Genomic DNA, 16,177 nt, shown 5'->3' with positions numbered 1-16,177 from the left:
GATATTCACAAATCAAGTGACGCGTAGACCCGAATCAGAACCGGGAAAGGAAGTGACTGCTCGAGTGAAGCCAGAGATAAGTATTATTGTGCCTATCTACAACGTGGAATTGTACCTGAGGAAGTGTGTGGATTCGATATTGGCGCAGACCTTCCGCAGCTTTGAATTGATTCTGGTCAATGACGGATCACCCGATAAGTGCGGCGAGATATGCGAGTATTACAAAGAGCTGGACCCCCGTGTCGTAGTTATTCATAAGCAGAACGGCGGATTGTCCGATGCCCGGAACTATGGTATTGATGTGGCAAAGGGCCGGTATATCGGGTTCGTTGACAGCGATGACTGGATAGAACCGGACATGTATGAAGCCCTGCACGGACTCATCACCGCCCACAATGCAGATATCGCTGTATGCGGTCATTGCGAGGTACAGGATGAGGTCAAGCTGGAAAAGTCCTTCACGCACCAGGTGCGTGTATACGATAATGCGCATGCCTTTGACAAGCTGCTGGAAGATACCGAGATCCAGAACCTTGCCTGGGATAAGCTGTATAAGGCCGAGCTGTTCAGCCAGGTGAGATATCCGGTCGGCCGGTATTTCGAGGACATTTTTACCACCTATAAATTATTCCTCCAGGCGAACAAGACCGTCTCGCTGGACTCCCCCAAATACCTGTATCTGAAGCGAAGCGACAGCATCACCGGAGCGATGAACAACCGGAAATATTACGACCGCTTCTGTGCGGCGCTGGAGATCTACGAGACGATTCAGGATAAAAACTATCCGATCGCCAAAGAAATCTCGTTATCCCGGACCGTAACCGAAGGCATCGAGCTGTGCAACTTCCAGCTGATTACCGGCGAGACTGCAGTGAACAAGGAATATCTGGCCGAGCTGGGCGGGTTCCTGAGCAAGCATACCTCCGCAATCCTGCGCAACCGTATTATCCGCCGGGAGATGAAGACCGCAGCCCTGCTTATTCTGACCAGCTCCACGGTATACAAAATGCTGTATTATTCCAAACTCCGTTTGAAGGGAAGTAATATGATATGAGCCAAGCCCTTGAGAAGATCCTGCCGCTGTCTTTCCGCAATTATGTAAGCAATATTCCCGTCTATCAATATTATAAGGGCTATCTGAGCTACCGGAATGCATATAAAGACAAAACGAAAGCCATTTACGTCGTCGGCTCCCCCGAGCATGACAATCTGGGCGATCACGCCATCACTTATGCGCAGATGAATTTTTTGCGGAAAGCTTTTCCCGACTATACCCTGATTGAGATTGTCGCCAACCGGCTGATGCATAACATGAAGTGTCTGGAGGAATTCTGCACGCCGGAGGATATCTTCGTGCTTCAGGGCGGGGGCAACTTCGGAATCGAGTATTTCCGCGAGGAAGAGGTGCGCCGCAAGATTATCTCTGAATTCCCAAATAACAAAATCATCGTCTTCCCGCAAACCATCTACTTCGGTGATACCGAGCTGGGCCGCGCGGAGTTCAAGAAGACACAGGATATCTATGGCTCCCACAAAGACCTCACGCTGGTCGCCAGAGAGGCAACGTCGTATGAAATTATGAAAGCCGGTTTCAGAAACAACGCAGTGCTGTTAACGCCGGACATTGTAATGTCTCTGGACATCACCGACCCTCCCAAGGAGCGCCACGGTGCCCTTCTGTGCATTAGAGCCGATAAGGAGAGCATTTTCAGCGAGCAGGACAAGAAGGTCATCCAGGAGTACACCTCCAAACACTACAGCAACACTACGTTCACGGATACCTGCATCCTCCGCTCTGTCTCCCTGGAAGACCGGGACCACGAGCTGAACACCTTATGGAATCAGTTCAAGGAGGCCGAGGTTGTGATTACGGACCGGCTGCACGGGATGATTTTTGCGGCGATTACGTCCACGCCTTGTATTGCACTGGGGAATTACAATTATAAGGTCGTAGGCAGCTACGAATGGATCAAGCATCTGGGTTATGTGAAATTCACGAACGATGTGAAGCACATCCCGGCATTGCTGGAAGAACTGAAGACGATCCAGCGTCCCCGGTACAATAATGAATTCTCGGTCCAGCATTACAGCCAGATCATTGAATCCATGGCAAGCAGCAGCGCTAGAGAACCTGCTTCGTCTATCGTTACCGCTTAAGATAAGCACAAGACACTCTCTGTAGCGAGGAAGCGATCCCACCCTTGAAAACAAATATAAAACTTGCTGCAATCATAACCTATGCTTCGGTATTTCTAGGCGTTATTATCTCCCTAGGCTCGACGCCGTTCATTGTGTCGACCTTGGGGAAATCCGAATATGGATTATTCGCGCTGGTGAACTCCATCATCGCCTATATCGTCCTGCTGGATCTGGGCTTCGGCAGTGCGGTCATCCGCTTCAATGCGAAATACATCTCTGAGAATGACTCCGCAGGCCAGCGCAATATTAACGGAATGTTCCTGCTGCTCTTCTCAGCCATCGGACTCCTCTCCTTACTTGCCAGTGTGATTCTGGTATTTAATTTCGATGTGATCTTTAGCAGCCTCGATGAAGCTGAGCTGGGCATTCTGAAGACCATATTTATCATTGCCGCCATCAATGTAGCGGTCTCGTTCCCGCTGAATATCTTCAGCTCGATCATTACGGCCTATGAGCGGTTCGTCTATCTCAAAATCATCAATCTGATCCGCGTGGTCCTCTCTCCCGCCATGATGGTACTGGTCCTGCTGTTCGAATTCAGATCGACAGGAATGGTCACCGTTGCGCTTGTGCTGAACCTGACGATCGGCGTGATTAACGTGGTCTTTTGCCGGACCAAGCTGAATCTGAAAGTCCGGTTCCACGGCTTCGATACCAAGCTGTTCAAGGAGATCTTCAGCTATTCTTCCTATATCTTATTGTCGTCGATTGCCTTTCAGATCTATACGAATGCTGATCCGCTGATCATCGGGATGTTCCTCGGGGCCACGCCCATCGCCATCTTCGCCATCGCCGCCCAGCTCAACACGTATATTCTCAACTTCTCCAATGTGCTGGCCAGCTTCTATCTGCCGAAGCTCACCAAGATGATCGTCAAGGGGGCAGATCAGGCGGCCTTAATGCTGGAGCTGGTCAAAATAGGCAGAATCCAGGCGCTGATCGTAGGCTACATCGTCTCGGGCTTCGTGTTATTCGGACAGAGCTTCATACTGATCTGGCTCGGCCATGATTACAAATATGCGTACACGGTTGCGCTGATCATCATCATTCCCCAGATCACGTCGATTGTGCAATCGCTGTTCGCCACCATGCTGGAAGCGATGAATATGCACAGGGTGAAGGCCTTCATCTACTTCTCTGTTGCTATTCTGAAGGTGGCCTTAACCTTCTGGTTCATCCGGATCTGGGGGATTACAGGCTGCGCCATTGCTACGGCTATCGGGATGATCATCAATGTATGCCTGAATAATGTGTACTACAAATATAAATTGAAGTTCGATATTCTTCACTTCTGGCTGCAGATCATCCGCGTCTTCATTCCGGTGGTGCTGCTGGCCGGGGTGTGCGGGTTCCTGCTTAGCTTCTTGAGCATCACTTCTTACGTGTACCTGGGCATGTATGTCATCCTGTACTCCCTTCTCTATGTGCTTACCATGTGGCTGTTCGGACTGAACGGGGCGGAGAAGCAGATGGTGGCCGGACCGGTTAGAAAAATGGCTCTGCGGAGTCAGGCCTAGGACTCTACGTGAGGCGGGCGCTGAACTGCATGTAAGGTAAAGAAGCCTTTGCGGACAAGATCCGCAGAGGCTTCTTCTCTTGGCTTGGCAAGCTTGCCGGTCAGAGCTGCTTCAGCCGCTCATCCAGCAGCCGGAACGCTTCCCTCAGAGCCGGCTTGGAAACGCCGCCGTAGACATCGCCGATATTCGTCTCGTAGTAGCAGGAGTTCCCGCCGGTTGGCTTGAGCCGTGGTGTCAGGCCAATGCCGGTCTCGTTATAGATCCCAATCAATACAGGGGCAAGCTGCTCCAGAGGCAGCGCGAAATGGATGTGGAACATATTCGAGACCGGAACCTCCGGCAGCGTGGATACCTTATCACAGCTGTTGAATAAGGCTGCCAGCTCCTTGGCCTGCTCATAGTATTCTGACATCCTGCCGATTCGCTGCTGGTAATAATACCAGGCCGGGACAATATAAGGATAGAGACTGATCAGGTCGCCGCCGTGACGGCGCTTCCAGATCTTCGAGGTCTCTGTGAACTCCCGGCTTCCTGCTAAGATCGCTCCGGCAATCCCTCCGATGCCCTTGTAGAAGGAGACATATACACTATCGAACAGCGCGCAGACCTCGGCCGCCGTCTTGCCGTAGTAAGGCAGCACCTCGAACAGCCGCGCCCCGTCCAGGTGGAGCTTAATTCCCTGCTCCCGGCAATACGCCGATATCGCTTCCAGCTCGGCATACTCCGGCAGCTGTCCGCCGATCTCGCGCTGCGGCAGCTCCAGCAGCAGACAGGCAACCCCCGGTCCCATCCCCTTCACATCCTCCAGGGTAATCAGACGGTCTGCACTGCCCAGCAGCAGCGGCTCCAGATGATGCAGCTCCTTCAGGCCGTCCTGCTCATGAATCTCCAGGTGGCATAACGGATGATAAGCGACCTTTTTGCTGCCCTCCCGGTCACTCCAGATCCGCAGGGCAATCTGCTGGGCCATCGTGCCGCTGGGGAAGAACACGCTGCATTCTTTGCCCAGCGTCTCCGCCATCTCCGCCTGGAACTCCTCAATCACCGTTCCTGTCCCGTACATGTCCGCAGCGAGACTGTCCTCTACACTAGCCAGCGCTTTCTTGAGTACGGCTGCGTCCCGTCCGCCATGGCCTGCAAGCTGCACCTGCGTCCTGCCGAACGCCTCCATTAAAGCATTCTCCTCGTTCATTTTGTTCTCCTAGCCCCCTTCTCCGTAGCACCCGAACTGAATGAATCGTTGAAATTATATCATTCCTCTACAAAATAACCGAATTATTAGAATGTTCACATGATATTCCTCTCCAGCAAGGTGAAATAAGTTGACCGCTGTGCTACAATATTGGAATTGCAAAGGCAATTGCTTAGGGAGGTTTATAAATTCACCATGCTTATTATTGGTATCGCCGGCGGGACCGGCTCCGGCAAGACAACGGTAGCGCGCTCCGTGATTGACCGTCTTGGCTCTGACAAAGTAACATTCATATCCCAGGATAACTACTATAAAGACCATTCTTACCTCAGCATGGCTGAACGCGGTGCAATTAACTACGACCACCCGCTGGCCTTTGACACGGAACTGCTGATCGAGCATCTGGATTGTCTCAAAGCGGGCCAAGCCGCCTTCGCTCCCGTGTATGACTTCACGGTTCATGCCCGTTCAACCGAGAAGACCGTGGAGCTTGCCCCGAATAATATCGTCATTCTCGAAGGGCTGCATGTGCTGTCCGATGAGAAGCTGCGCGAGCAGCTCAACATCAAGGTGTTCGTGGACACCGATCCCGATGTGCGTATCCTGCGCCGGGTGCTGCGGGATATCGAGGAACGCGGGCGGACCATCCGTTCGATCCATACGCAGTATCTGACCACGGTGAAGCCGATGCACGAGGCCTTCATCGAGCCCTCCAAGAAATACGCGGACCTGATCATCCCGGAAGGCGGACAGAATCAGGTCGGGATCGAGCTGCTGTCGGTACTGACGGAGAAGTATCTGTCCGGCGATCATCAGTGGAACTGAATTAAGCCGCGCAACGGCTAATAGGGGTGCAAGGACCGTCCGGCGTGCCGGACGGTTTTTTGGTTTTTTTGGGATGAGGGTTGGTTTTTTCGAAACTCCGCCACTATAAGCCTTAACGAACTGTTGATTATTTCCTGATCATCCACTATGATAAGGTCAACAGCCGGGCATTAAGTTTAAGCGGTTTAATTTAATTATTTAGACATAATATTTTTAAACTCATACAGCGTCAGATCCAACATTTTGAATAGGACCATTATCTACATTCAATTCCCTTTTCACCGCTTTGATTTGTCCTTAAAGTTAAAGCGCTCATACTTTTGAGAAGCTCGTTGGGCTAATATTAGGATCAAGATTGAACCCTTGCATTGCCTGTTTACTGGAGAACCAATATCAGCACCCGCAAATCTGCCGCAAGGAGCGCTTGAGATGAAAGTAAGTATTTTTGATGTAGCCAAAAAATCAGGGCTGTCCGTGGTCACCGTATCGCGGGTATTAAACGGAGCAACGTCTGTGCGGGAGAACAACCGCCAGAAGGTGCTCGACGCAATCAAGGAGCTGGATTATCGCCCGAATGCAGCAGCCCGCAGTCTGGCCAGCGGCAAGACCGGCATCCTCGGCCTGATTGTAACGACCCTGCAGGATTCCTTCTTCGATGCTGTGGTCAAGGAGCTGAATGAGACGCTCGCCCTGCACGGATATTATCTGGCCATCTCTGTGCATGATGGCATTGGCTCCGGCGAGAGCCACTACCTTATTCAGGAAGACCGGGTGGACGGCCTCATCCTGCTCTCCCCGATCAAAGAGGACAATTATATTGTCGAGCTGAAGCGGCGGAGCATTCCCTATGTGCTGATTGACAACCAGCTGCCGGAGAATGACAGCTATTCCATTACCATCGACAACTTCAAAGGCGGGTATGCCGCAGCCAGCCACCTGCTTGAGCTGGGGCATACCTCCATTGCCCATCTCTGCGGGCAGGAGATGTTCCGCAGTACGCGGGAGCGGCGCGCGGGCTTCCTGCAAGCGCTGCAGGAGCAGGACCTCGCCCCGTTCGAGATCGTGCCCGGTGAATTCGAGATCGCCATGGGCTACGATACAGTGCAGCGCTGGCTTGCGGAGGGTAAGCTGCCGGGGGCCGTATTCGCCGGAGATGACAATATCGCCCTCGGGGTGATCAATGCGCTGATGGAGGCGGGAGTGAAGGTGCCGGAGGAGGTTGCTGTAGTCGGCTACGACGACCACTATATCGCCTCCCAGCTCCACCCGCATCTGACCACTGTGCGCCAGCCGGCGGACAAGATCGGAGTCGCCGCCGCTGACATGCTGCTGCGCCGGATCAGCGGGGAGATGAAGCGCGGCTCTGCTATCCGGATCGATCCGGAGCTTATTGTGCGGGAATCCACGAAGACAAAACTCTAGGAGTGACAAATCAATGGCTTATTATATGGGAATCGACGGGGGCGGCAGCAAAACCTACGCCCTCATATGCGATGAACAAGGCCGCATCCTCGGCAAGGGCCGGAGCGGCAACGGCAATCACCAGACCAGCGTGCAGCAGGCAGAAGCAAGCATCCGCGAAGCAGCCTTCGGCGCGCTGGCCGAAGCCGGGCTCCGGCTGGAGCATCTCCGCCATGCCTACCTCGGTCTGGCCGGGGCGGACCGCCAGACCGATTATAATACTCTTCATCCGATGATCCGCCGGATCGGATTCACACAGTACACGATCAGCGGCGATACGATGATCGGCCTGCGGGCGGGGACGGACCGCTCCTACGGCGTAGCCCTGATCTGCGGCACCGGCACCAATGCGGCGGGCCGTAATGCGCAAGGCCGCCACTTCCAGTGCGGCGGCTTCGATTATATGTACGGCGATTTCGGCGGCGGCGGCGCGCTGAACATCGAGGTGTTCCGCACAGTGATCCGGGCCTGGGACGGCCGCGAGGCCCCCACGCTGCTGACGGAGCCGCTCCTCAGGCTGCTCGGCTATGAGCAGGTGGAAGACATGTACGATGACTTCCTGGATCACGGGAAGCAGGTACCGCTTGATGCGGCCCGCCTGCTCTTCCCGGCAGCGGCTGAGGGCGATGCCGCCGCTCTGGCGATCCTGAACCGCCAAGGCGTGGAGCTTGGCAAGGCTGCGGCGGCCGTCATTCATCGGCTCGGTATGGAGAACGATGAATTCAATGTGGTGCTGGCCGGAAGCCTGCTGACCCGGGGCGACCGCGGCTGGATTCGCGGTCCGATCGAGCAGGCGGTACACGAAGCGGCACCGGAGGCGGCGGTGGTCACACTGTCCACCGAGCCTGTGATCGGCGCTCTCTGGTCGGCACTGGAGAGTGACGGGATCACCGTCAGCCAGGCTATGTATGAGACGATGCGTGCTTACAGGGAGTTCGAGCTTATTCCCACTACCACCAGACAGGAGTGATTCATTGTGACAACGAACCAAGGTCTTAAGATTGCCGTCATCGGCGGAGGTTCTTCCTATACCCCCGAACTGGTAGAAGGCTTCATCCTCAATCATAAGGAGCTTCCGGTCCGGGAGCTGTGGCTCGTAGACATTGAGGCTGGTCTGCATAAGCTGAACATCGTGGGCGCTCTGGCGAAGCGTATGGTGGAAAAGTCCGGCCTGCCGATCGAGGTCCATCTCACCACCGACCGCCGCGAGGCCATTGCCGGTGCGGACTTCGTCAGCACGCAGATCCGCGTTGGCATGCTGGATGCCCGCGCCCGCGACGAAGCGATTCCGCTGAAATACGGCGTGATCGGCCAAGAGACGACCGGTCCCGGCGGCATGCTGAAGGCGCTGCGCACCATCCCGGTCATTCTCGGCATCTGCCGGGATATCGAGGAGCTGGCACCGGACGCCTGGCTGCTCAACTTCACCAATCCCGCAGGTATGGTCACCGAAGCCGTGCTGCGGTACTCCAAGGTGAAGAGCATCGGTCTCTGTAATGCCCCGATTGGCCTAATTAAGCAGGTATCGGCCAAATATGGCGCGACCCCTGACCGGATCTACGCCGAGTTCGTCGGCCTGAACCACCTGCACTGGATTACCCGCATTGATGTGGAGGGTGAAGACAAGCTGCAGGAGATGCTGGAGGATACCGCTGGCTACAGCGCGAAGAATGTTCCGGCACGCGAATGGAACCCCGAGTTCCTGCAATCGCTGCACGCCTTGCCTTCGTATTATCTGAAGTACTTCTACATGACCGATGCGATGCTCGCGGAGCAGCAGGAAGCCGCCGCCCAAGGCAAGAACCGTGCCGAAGTCGTTAAGCGTGTGGAGGAGGAGCTGTTCGCCATCTACAGCGACCTTGCGCTGGATGAGAAGCCGAAGCAGCTGGAGCAGCGCGGCGGAGCCTTTTATTCCGAAGCGGCCGTGAACCTGATGCGCTCGCTTTATAGTGGCACCAATGACATTCAGACGCTGAATGTGGCAAACCGGGGCACCATAGACTTCCTGCCGGACGATGCCAGTATCGAGGTGAACTGTGTCGTCACGAAGACTGGCCCCCTCCCCCTCCCGCTGACCCAGATTCCGCCGATGGCGAAGGGGCTGATTCATGCCGTCAAAGTCTATGAACAGCTAGCCATCGACGCCGCCGTAACTGGTGACCGCAGCCTGGCGATCCAGGCGCTGGCCCATCACCCCCTTGTCCCTTCCGTGGAGGTTGCCATCGCCATGCTGAATGAGATGCTGGAAGCGAACAGGGAGTATCTGCCGTCCTTTTTCGGTCAGGACTAATCCCTTAACACCAACAAAGAGCCTGCGCCAACCACAGTTCATTCTGCGGCCGCACAGGCTCTTCTCTTATTTCGCAATGGTATAACGGTAGGTTTTGCCCCCGATGCTGAAGTCGGCATATAGCGGCTTGCCGCTGGACTTCACTTCATCAGGCACCTCGGCCAGGAACACCAGCGTGCCGTTCTTCAGCGGTTCGATCTCTGACAGACTGGTATAGGTGAAGTCTTCCCCGCCCTTCTCTTCCATGGTATCAAAGGTACTATACTTGTATTTGTTGTCGTAGGTAACCTCCACATCCGCTACATCCTCTGCATCCATAGCCTCACCTGCCAGGTTCTTCACTTTCAAAGTGATCGCCAGATAAGTTGTACCCGGTTCCTTAGCTTCATAGTAGGTGTAGAATGATCCCGGATTGGACGGAATAATTTTCTTGTCAAAAGAGGTCTTGGTGATGGTATACTCACCGGTTCCATCGATCACCAGCGGCGTACCTTTTACGATCAGCTTGTGTTCATCGCCGGAATCAGCCGCTGCGGGGCTGCTCCCGTTATTTAGAAGTTCAGCCGTACCGCCCTCCTCTTCCGCTGTCACAGGCTTTACCAGGCTCTCCTTTAACATCTCATTCTGTTCTTTTAGGAATTTGTTCTCCTTTTGCAGCTCACTAATCTCTGTCTTCAGCTTGTCCAGGTCTTCTGGTGCGGGACCCGCCTTGTCCGAGGAACACCCGGTTACGGATACGGCAAGCATGGCAGCAGCAAGCCAGAGGCCCCCTGATTTCATTGTCATAACACACCCCAATATTTGTATTTAAACCTTCACTATTATAAGACAACTCCGGCGTCAAAGATAGAAAAATATGTAACATCTCCACCATTATTGTCGAATAAAACAGCGAATGGGAGCCGTAATCGTCATCCCCTGTGCTGCTTGCGGTACTGGAGAGGGGAACGCCTTGTAATGGCCTTGAACACCCGCCCGAAATGCGCAATGCTCTCAAATCCCGTCTCCGCCGCCACCCGGGTGATCGGCCACTTCGTCTGTGTGAGCAGTACTTTCGCCTCACGGATGCGGACATAGTTCAGGTATTCAATGATGGTGAAGCCTGTCGTCTGCTTGAAAATCCGGCATAGATATGTTGCGCTGATGAAGAACCGCTCGGCAACTCCCCCAAGACTCAGCCGCTCGCTGTAATGGTTGTCCAGATATTCGATAATGCTGTACACCCGGCGCTGCCCCTCGCTCTGCTCCGGGGAGACCAGGGCGGGCTTCGCCCTCCTTATCCGCTCCAGCGTAATCAGCAGTTGCAGCAGCAGCATCCTTGTATATTCAGTGCTCCAGCGCAGCCCCATCTTCTGTTCCTCCTGCATCGCCTGAAGCAGATCTGTAATGACTCCTTGTTCATGCGCCGTGGGCCGCAGCAGGAAGCTCTCGCCTTCGAACACATTCATCCAATCTGCCCCGGGTGCCACCGGCTCCAGATAGGCATCATTGAAGCTGATCAGTACCCGCTCATGTGGCAGATGGCTTCCACCAGTTGTGCGGTGAAGGTGATTTTTGTTAATAAACACGAGGTCTCCGGCCTCCAGCGCGTACATTCCATTGCGGATATAATAGTGCCGCTGCCCGGACAGCAGATAATATATTTCGTAGAAATCATGGAAATGGTCGGTGTCCATATTGAAATGCCCGATGCGCCTCAGCTGCTCAATCTGAAAGATAGGTTCCACCTTCACCAAGCCCCCTGCCAGGATAAGATATACACACTTTTGAGCAAAACAGACTAAATACCGTTCACTTTCTGCATTTTCTATACTATAAAATAGAATCAAATCCAAGTAAATGGAGTGATCCCCTTGTCCAAAAAGAAATATGCACTTGTCGGCACTGGCGGCCGGGCTGAATTTTTCTATGGTGCTATTGTTACCGCTTACAACGAAACCTCCGAGCTGGTGGCCTTCTGCGATGTCAATCAGACGCGGATGAATTTCGCCAATCATATGCTTACGGGCAAATACGATTATCATGAGGTTCCTACGTATAAGGCTGAAGACTTCGACCGGATGATCACCGAGACCCGGCCCGACTTCGTGCTGGTGACTACGATTGACCGGACGCATCACAAGTACATCATCCGCGCGATGGAGCTGGGCTGTGATGTCATTTCCGAGAAGCCGATGACCATTGACGAGGAGAAATGCCAAGACATCTTCGATGCCATTGAGCGTACCGGCCGGAATCTGCGGGTAACCTTCAACTACCGCTACGCGCCGCATAACACGAAAATCCGTGAAGTCATTATGGACGGTGTGCTGGGCGAAATTCTGTCCGTGAACTTCGAATGGCTGCTGAATACCCAGCATGGAGCGGACTATTTCCGCAGATGGCACCGCGACAAGCGGAACAGCGGCGGCCTGCTGGTGCATAAATCGACGCATCACTTCGACCTGATGAACTTCTGGCTCGGGTCGCAGCCGGATACGGTCTTTGCAATGGGCGACCTGCGCTTCTACGGCAGAGAGAATGCAGAGAAACGGGGCATCACCGAGTTCTATCAGCGTGCCTACGGCAGCAAGGCTGCCGAGAACGACCCGTTCGCGCTACACCTGGACCGTAACGAACACCTGAAGAGCATGTACCTGGATGCCGAGCACGAGGACGGGTACCAGCGCGACCAGAGTGTGTTCGGGGACAATATCAGCATCGAGGACACTATGAATGTCATGGTCAAATACAAGAATAAGACCGTCATGAACTATTCGCTTAACGCATATATGCCGTGGGAGGGCTTCATCATCGTGTTCAACGGTACACAGGGCCGGATGGAGGTGCGGATTACCGAGCAGTCCTACGTCAATTCCGGCGGCAAAAAAGAAAACGAAGGCGCGCTGGAAGGCGTCAGCATTATGATTTATCCGCACTTCAAGGAGCCTTACCGCGTAGAGTTCGAGAGCAGCAGCGGTGGACACGGCGGCGGTGATCCGGTGCTGCTGAGCGATATTTTTGACAAAAAGCAGGAAGACCGCTTCAATCGCGCAGCTTCGCACAAGGACGGCGCGATGTCCATCATGACGGGTATAGCTGCTAACCGCTCCATGAAGACCGGCCAGCCGGTGCGGATCGCTGACATCTGGCGGGGGTAGGTAGAGTAGGTAGGCGCCCAGTGTACCAGCAAAAATGTGATGAGCCATGCATGTTAATGCAGCAGCCCCCTTTTGCCACGGGATTGTGGTGAAAGGGGGCTGTTAAGTACACATTCACCCTAACGGGTGAATAGTGTTCTACTTCGCGGCTGCACACGGCCATTGTGTTCGGTTTTTCGCATACACTGGTCCGCTCACCGTCACGCCAGCACATTGTGTTCGGTTTTTCGCCTATATTCTTTTCTCAGCAAAAAAAAGACCCTTCATATAAGAAGGGCCTTCGCTTGCATTACGGTTAAAACCATTATGCGGTCAAGAGGACTCGAACCTCCACGATATTGCTACCACTGGCACCTGAAGCCAGCGCGTCTGCCAATTCCGCCATGACCGCAAAGAAAACAATCAATGCAACGCAAGAAGTAATATATCATGAATTCTTCAAAAGAACAAGTCTTTTTTTATTTATCATGGTTAAGGAGGGACATAGCTGCATTGGGAAGGGGTTAGCTGGCGCTTCACAGCTTGCCTCAACTAACGGTTGATTTATTAATACCGCGCGCCCTACTCCAGTATATGGGTTATTTCGAGAGTGGAGATTATAATTGACTTACGACGTCGGAATCCATTATAGGAGTTGTACTGCGTATGATCGTTAGCGAAAAAGTTGGTAAACGGATTGCTACCCTCCGCAAAACGAAAGGCTTGTCCCAGGAACAATTAGCGGAACTGCTCCATGTCAGCGCCCAGGCGGTATCCAAATGGGAGACCGGCAAGTCTCTGCCGGAGACAGCCACCCTTCCCCTGCTGTCCGCCGCATTGAATCACTCGATTGACAGCATTCTCCTGCCCCAGGAGCTTGTGGTGCTCTCTGCAATCTATACGGACGGACAGCAGGAGCTGGATGTTACCCAGCTTGTGAACCAGTTCGTAGCCTCAGACCGCTTAAGCTTAATCCCCGGGGAGCACCTTTTCCCCCACTCATGGACCGACAGCCGCCTGAAGCTGCTGCTTGTTACCTATGAGACCCCTGACGGCATATATTCGACCTTTGTGCTGAAGGACCAGCTGCTTACAATAGACATCCATTCGAACGGGTATGTCTCAACCAGTGATGAGCTGCAGATTATTGCTGCCCATTATGGGAATGAACAGGCATACCGCAGCGTTGCGGACAAAATGAAGCATTATGAGCATTTCCGCTGGACTCAGTTCACCGCCACACATGAGCTGTTTCCCAGCTTGATCGACTGCGATGGTCAAGACTACCTGCTGCTGGTCTACCTGAATACTGAAGGCATTCATGCCGTAAGCTGCGCGGAAGGCGAACAGATTCATTACAGCGGGGAACGCAGTCATCTCTATCAGACCCGCTCCTCCCGGGATCAGTGCATTATTGAAGGGATTCCGCAGCTGGGCTTCGGACGGGGTCAGGATTGCTCCTGGGCAGGGGCCATGACGCTCGCCCTTACCGCCAGAGGCGTAGTGACCACCTACGAGCAGGTGATGGGCTATTCGGGAGCCTGCTGGAGAGTGGCTTTTGAACCGGCATGGGACTACAGCGCTGCGGATGCCCTTGTCGTCTATGATTACTCCATCCCCGCCTGCAAGGCTTATGGACTAAGTGCCCGCCGGGCCAACCGGTTGGAGCCGCAGCAGCGCACAGCCGAGAAGCTGGCGATTCTGGAGGATATCCGCCAAGGCAGACTGCCCCTTGCCATTAACCTCAGGGTAGCGCCGGAATGGGGAGTCATTACAGGATATCTGGCGGAGGGGGATGTGCTGCTGTGCCGCAGTTATTTTGACGATGAGACCTTCAGTGAGCTTGAAGCTGATGCTGAATTCCAGGCTCATATGAGGATAAGCCAAGGGTATCTCCATGTGGATCAATGGCCTTACCGGTTGATTCGCCTAGGCGATCAGTCAGAGGCCCCGTCTGCGCTTGAGAATCTGTATGCATCGCTCCGTGTTAAGCTGGAATCTATGCAGGCTGAGGCTATAGCCAACAATAGCTCTTATGTTGTAGGATACAAGGCGCTGGAACTATGGAGAGAGGGGCTGCTGGACCACCCTTGGTATGCCGCAGCGGACGAAGAAGCCTTCAGCCGCAGGTTATCTATCAATCACTTCTGCATGATGGCCCTGGCAGATGCCCGCCGCAGCGCCGCCGCCTACTTACGTGACTCTCTGCCACTGGTGCATGATCTGCAACAACAGGCCGCTTTGGCGGAGATGTCAGCAATCTATGGGGAGATGGCTGCCTTGCTGGATAAATACTATAAGGAGATGTCCGATCCGGCCATACTCCGAACAACCGGCGTTGCCCCGAGAGCCTACTGGACGACCCGGCAGCGTGAGCAGCAGGCAGAGCTGCTGGCGATGGCCGTTACGCTGGAGCATAGGGGAGATACTCTGGCTGAAGTGGTGCTGGGCCTAACTTAATAGTGTATTTGATGTATAACGGCTCTAGTGCCAGGTTTGGCCTGACGTAGAATTTTTGTGCAACAGACAGCAGCTTAAGCAGAAGCGCCGGATGCTTTTGCTTAAGCCAACCTGCTGTCTGAAGTTAGTCTAATTTACGGACCGGCCGCAGCACCGCATACCCGTAACCCTCCGGAAAATGCCGCTGATAATCCTGCTTCTCCTCTTCATCCCACACATAGCCCATAACCGCAGGATCATAATTCCAAGCAACTTCCTCAACAATACGCATCACCTGCCCATTATCCTGTAAGTAATCAAAGGGCGGATGAAAAAAGACCAGGTACTCCGATTCCGGGATATCCCAGCATTCCATGCCCTCCGGAACCGCCCCGTCGTAATCAGCCGCGACAAGGATACCATACAGGTAGCCTTTGCGCCCGTCCTGATAGAACCAGCCCGCCGTCTGGCCCAGTTGCCCGGGCAGCGTATGATGCGACATGCTCTCCAGAGTTCCGGAGACCTCATCGCAATCATGCCCATTCTCCCAGAACCCGCCGTAGTTACTAGAATCGATGTCGCGGATGCCGATAAACTTATGCGCCGGTATGAACTCTAGCTTGATTTCTGCTTCCTGCAAATGTACCTGTCTCATTCTATCCCGCTCCCTGATCAGATAATGATAAGGAGAGAACACCTCGGCACGAATGGCCAGAGAAATCGGCTGTGGAGCTTTGCGGTAAGCATGGGGAGTGAGCTTGAAGGCTCTGAGAAAAGCCCGCGTGAACGCTTCCTGAGAGGAAAATCCGAACTTGACGGCAACATCCAGAATGCGCGTATCCGTGTCCCTAAGCTCCAAGGCCGCCCGGCCGATCCTGCGCTGCCAGACATAATCCCGCAGCGTCATCCCGGTCAGCGCATGAAATTGCCGGGTGCAGTAATACGGCGAATACCCTAAATGCTTCGACATCTCCAGCAGCGTAGGCGAAGCCGCAAGATCCTCCTCCACCCAGTCAATCATGCGCTGAACCATCTCATTCCATTCGTACATTGTTGTTCTCCTCCTTTCACATCCAATCTTAGCAGGGACACATCGTATACATATGACTTGAGTTGCACTGAGTTAACGGTCCTA

13 protein-coding genes and 1 tRNA gene are annotated in these 16,177 nt (G+C 53.9%); 9 read left to right on the top strand and 5 right to left on the bottom strand.

Going from position 1 to position 16,177, the window contains the following annotated elements; genetic code table 11:
- Window positions 1–64 precede the first annotated feature (64 nt).
- Genes NST43_RS32670 through NST43_RS32660 form a run of 3 tightly spaced genes read left to right on the top strand, consistent with a single transcriptional unit; the run spans window position 65 to window position 3,716 of the window.
- Window positions 65–1,054 carry a glycosyltransferase gene (locus NST43_RS32670; RefSeq protein ID WP_339221629.1) on the top strand — a complete coding sequence of 330 codons (990 nt, stop codon included), beginning with the start codon at window positions 65–67 and terminating at the stop codon, window positions 1,052–1,054.
- A complete protein-coding gene (locus NST43_RS32665) occupies window positions 1,051–2,157 on the top strand; it encodes a polysaccharide pyruvyl transferase family protein (RefSeq protein WP_339221628.1) in 1,107 nt (368 codons plus the stop codon). The genes NST43_RS32670 and NST43_RS32665 overlap by 4 nt, the downstream gene beginning before the upstream one ends.
- Window positions 2,158–2,201: 44 nt before the next feature.
- Window positions 2,202–3,716, top strand: coding sequence for an oligosaccharide flippase family protein (locus NST43_RS32660; RefSeq protein WP_339221627.1), 1,515 nt, complete (start codon window positions 2,202–2,204; stop codon window positions 3,714–3,716).
- Between the two features lie 100 nt (window positions 3,717–3,816).
- Here the strand turns inward: NST43_RS32660 and NST43_RS32655 are convergent, their stop codons facing one another.
- Window positions 3,817–4,908 (bottom strand): beta-eliminating lyase-related protein, encoded by a 1,092-nt coding sequence (locus NST43_RS32655; protein ID WP_339221626.1) that lies wholly within the window; start codon window positions 4,906–4,908, stop codon window positions 3,817–3,819.
- Window positions 4,909–5,103: 195 nt separating this feature from the next.
- On the opposite strand from NST43_RS32655, the gene udk reads away from it, so the two are divergent.
- From udk to NST43_RS32635, 4 genes are all read left to right on the top strand, one after another.
- Window positions 5,104–5,733 (top strand): uridine kinase, encoded by a 630-nt coding sequence (gene udk / locus NST43_RS32650; protein WP_036726376.1) that lies wholly within the window; start codon window positions 5,104–5,106, stop codon window positions 5,731–5,733.
- Between the two features lie 429 nt (window positions 5,734–6,162).
- Window positions 6,163–7,155: a LacI family DNA-binding transcriptional regulator gene (locus tag NST43_RS32645; protein WP_339221624.1), complete on the top strand. Its 993-nt coding sequence runs from the start codon at window positions 6,163–6,165 to the stop codon at window positions 7,153–7,155.
- A 13-nt stretch (window positions 7,156–7,168) separates the two neighbouring features.
- Window positions 7,169–8,164: a BadF/BadG/BcrA/BcrD ATPase family protein gene (locus NST43_RS32640; RefSeq protein WP_209994062.1), complete on the top strand. Its 996-nt coding sequence runs from the start codon at window positions 7,169–7,171 to the stop codon at window positions 8,162–8,164.
- Window positions 8,165–8,170: 6 nt separating this feature from the next.
- Window positions 8,171–9,484, top strand: coding sequence for a 6-phospho-beta-glucosidase (locus tag NST43_RS32635; RefSeq protein ID WP_339221622.1), 1,314 nt, complete (start codon window positions 8,171–8,173; stop codon window positions 9,482–9,484).
- Between the two features lie 66 nt (window positions 9,485–9,550).
- Here NST43_RS32635 and NST43_RS32630 read toward each other — a convergent pair whose 3' ends face one another.
- Both NST43_RS32630 and NST43_RS32625 read right to left on the bottom strand, forming a co-directional pair.
- Window positions 9,551–10,270: a bZIP transcription factor gene (locus tag NST43_RS32630; RefSeq protein ID WP_339221621.1), complete on the bottom strand. Its 720-nt coding sequence runs from the start codon at window positions 10,268–10,270 to the stop codon at window positions 9,551–9,553.
- A 125-nt stretch (window positions 10,271–10,395) separates the two neighbouring features.
- A complete protein-coding gene (locus tag NST43_RS32625) occupies window positions 10,396–11,211 on the bottom strand; it encodes an AraC family transcriptional regulator (RefSeq protein ID WP_339221620.1) in 816 nt (271 codons plus the stop codon).
- A 126-nt stretch (window positions 11,212–11,337) separates the two neighbouring features.
- Between NST43_RS32625 and NST43_RS32620 the strand changes: the two genes are divergently transcribed.
- Window positions 11,338–12,624, top strand: coding sequence for a Gfo/Idh/MocA family oxidoreductase (locus NST43_RS32620; RefSeq protein ID WP_339221619.1), 1,287 nt, complete (start codon window positions 11,338–11,340; stop codon window positions 12,622–12,624).
- A gap of 307 nt (window positions 12,625–12,931) precedes the next feature.
- On the opposite strand, the gene NST43_RS32615 is transcribed toward NST43_RS32620, so the two are convergent.
- Window positions 12,932–13,015, bottom strand: a tRNA-Leu gene (locus NST43_RS32615).
- Window positions 13,016–13,269: 254 nt separating this feature from the next.
- On the opposite strand from NST43_RS32615, the gene NST43_RS32610 reads away from it, so the two are divergent.
- Entirely contained in the window at window positions 13,270–15,063 is a 1,794-nt protein-coding gene (locus NST43_RS32610) for a helix-turn-helix transcriptional regulator (RefSeq protein ID WP_339221618.1), read from the top strand.
- 124 nt (window positions 15,064–15,187) lie between these two features.
- Here NST43_RS32610 and NST43_RS32605 read toward each other — a convergent pair whose 3' ends face one another.
- Window positions 15,188–16,093 carry an AraC family transcriptional regulator gene (locus tag NST43_RS32605; protein WP_339221617.1) on the bottom strand — a complete coding sequence of 302 codons (906 nt, stop codon included), beginning with the start codon at window positions 16,091–16,093 and terminating at the stop codon, window positions 15,188–15,190.
- Window positions 16,094–16,177: the final 84 nt, after the last annotated feature.

It is taken from the genome of Paenibacillus sp. FSL H8-0332 (assembly GCF_037963835.1).
GTDB classification, from domain to species: domain Bacteria; phylum Bacillota; class Bacilli; order Paenibacillales; family Paenibacillaceae; genus Paenibacillus_AQ; species Paenibacillus_AQ rhizoplanae.
Note: the sequence above shows the minus strand (reverse complement) of the source record. Positions and strands in the feature narration are given on the sequence as shown.

Coding starts and splice junctions, on each gene's coding strand:
- NST43_RS32665 (WP_339221628.1), top strand. CDS start 1,051: ATGAGCCAAGCCCTTGAGAAGATCCTGCCGCTGTCTTTCCGCAATTAT.
- NST43_RS32640 (WP_209994062.1), top strand. CDS start 7,169: ATGGCTTATTATATGGGAATCGACGGGGGCGGCAGCAAAACCTACGCC.
- NST43_RS32645 (WP_339221624.1), top strand. CDS start 6,163: ATGAAAGTAAGTATTTTTGATGTAGCCAAAAAATCAGGGCTGTCCGTG.
- NST43_RS32655 (WP_339221626.1), bottom strand. CDS start 4,908: ATGAACGAGGAGAATGCTTTAATGGAGGCGTTCGGCAGGACGCAGGTG.
- NST43_RS32630 (WP_339221621.1), bottom strand. CDS start 10,270: ATGACAATGAAATCAGGGGGCCTCTGGCTTGCTGCTGCCATGCTTGCC.
- udk (WP_036726376.1), top strand. CDS start 5,104: ATGCTTATTATTGGTATCGCCGGCGGGACCGGCTCCGGCAAGACAACG.
- NST43_RS32605 (WP_339221617.1), bottom strand. CDS start 16,093: ATGTACGAATGGAATGAGATGGTTCAGCGCATGATTGACTGGGTGGAG.
- NST43_RS32610 (WP_339221618.1), top strand. CDS start 13,270: ATGATCGTTAGCGAAAAAGTTGGTAAACGGATTGCTACCCTCCGCAAA.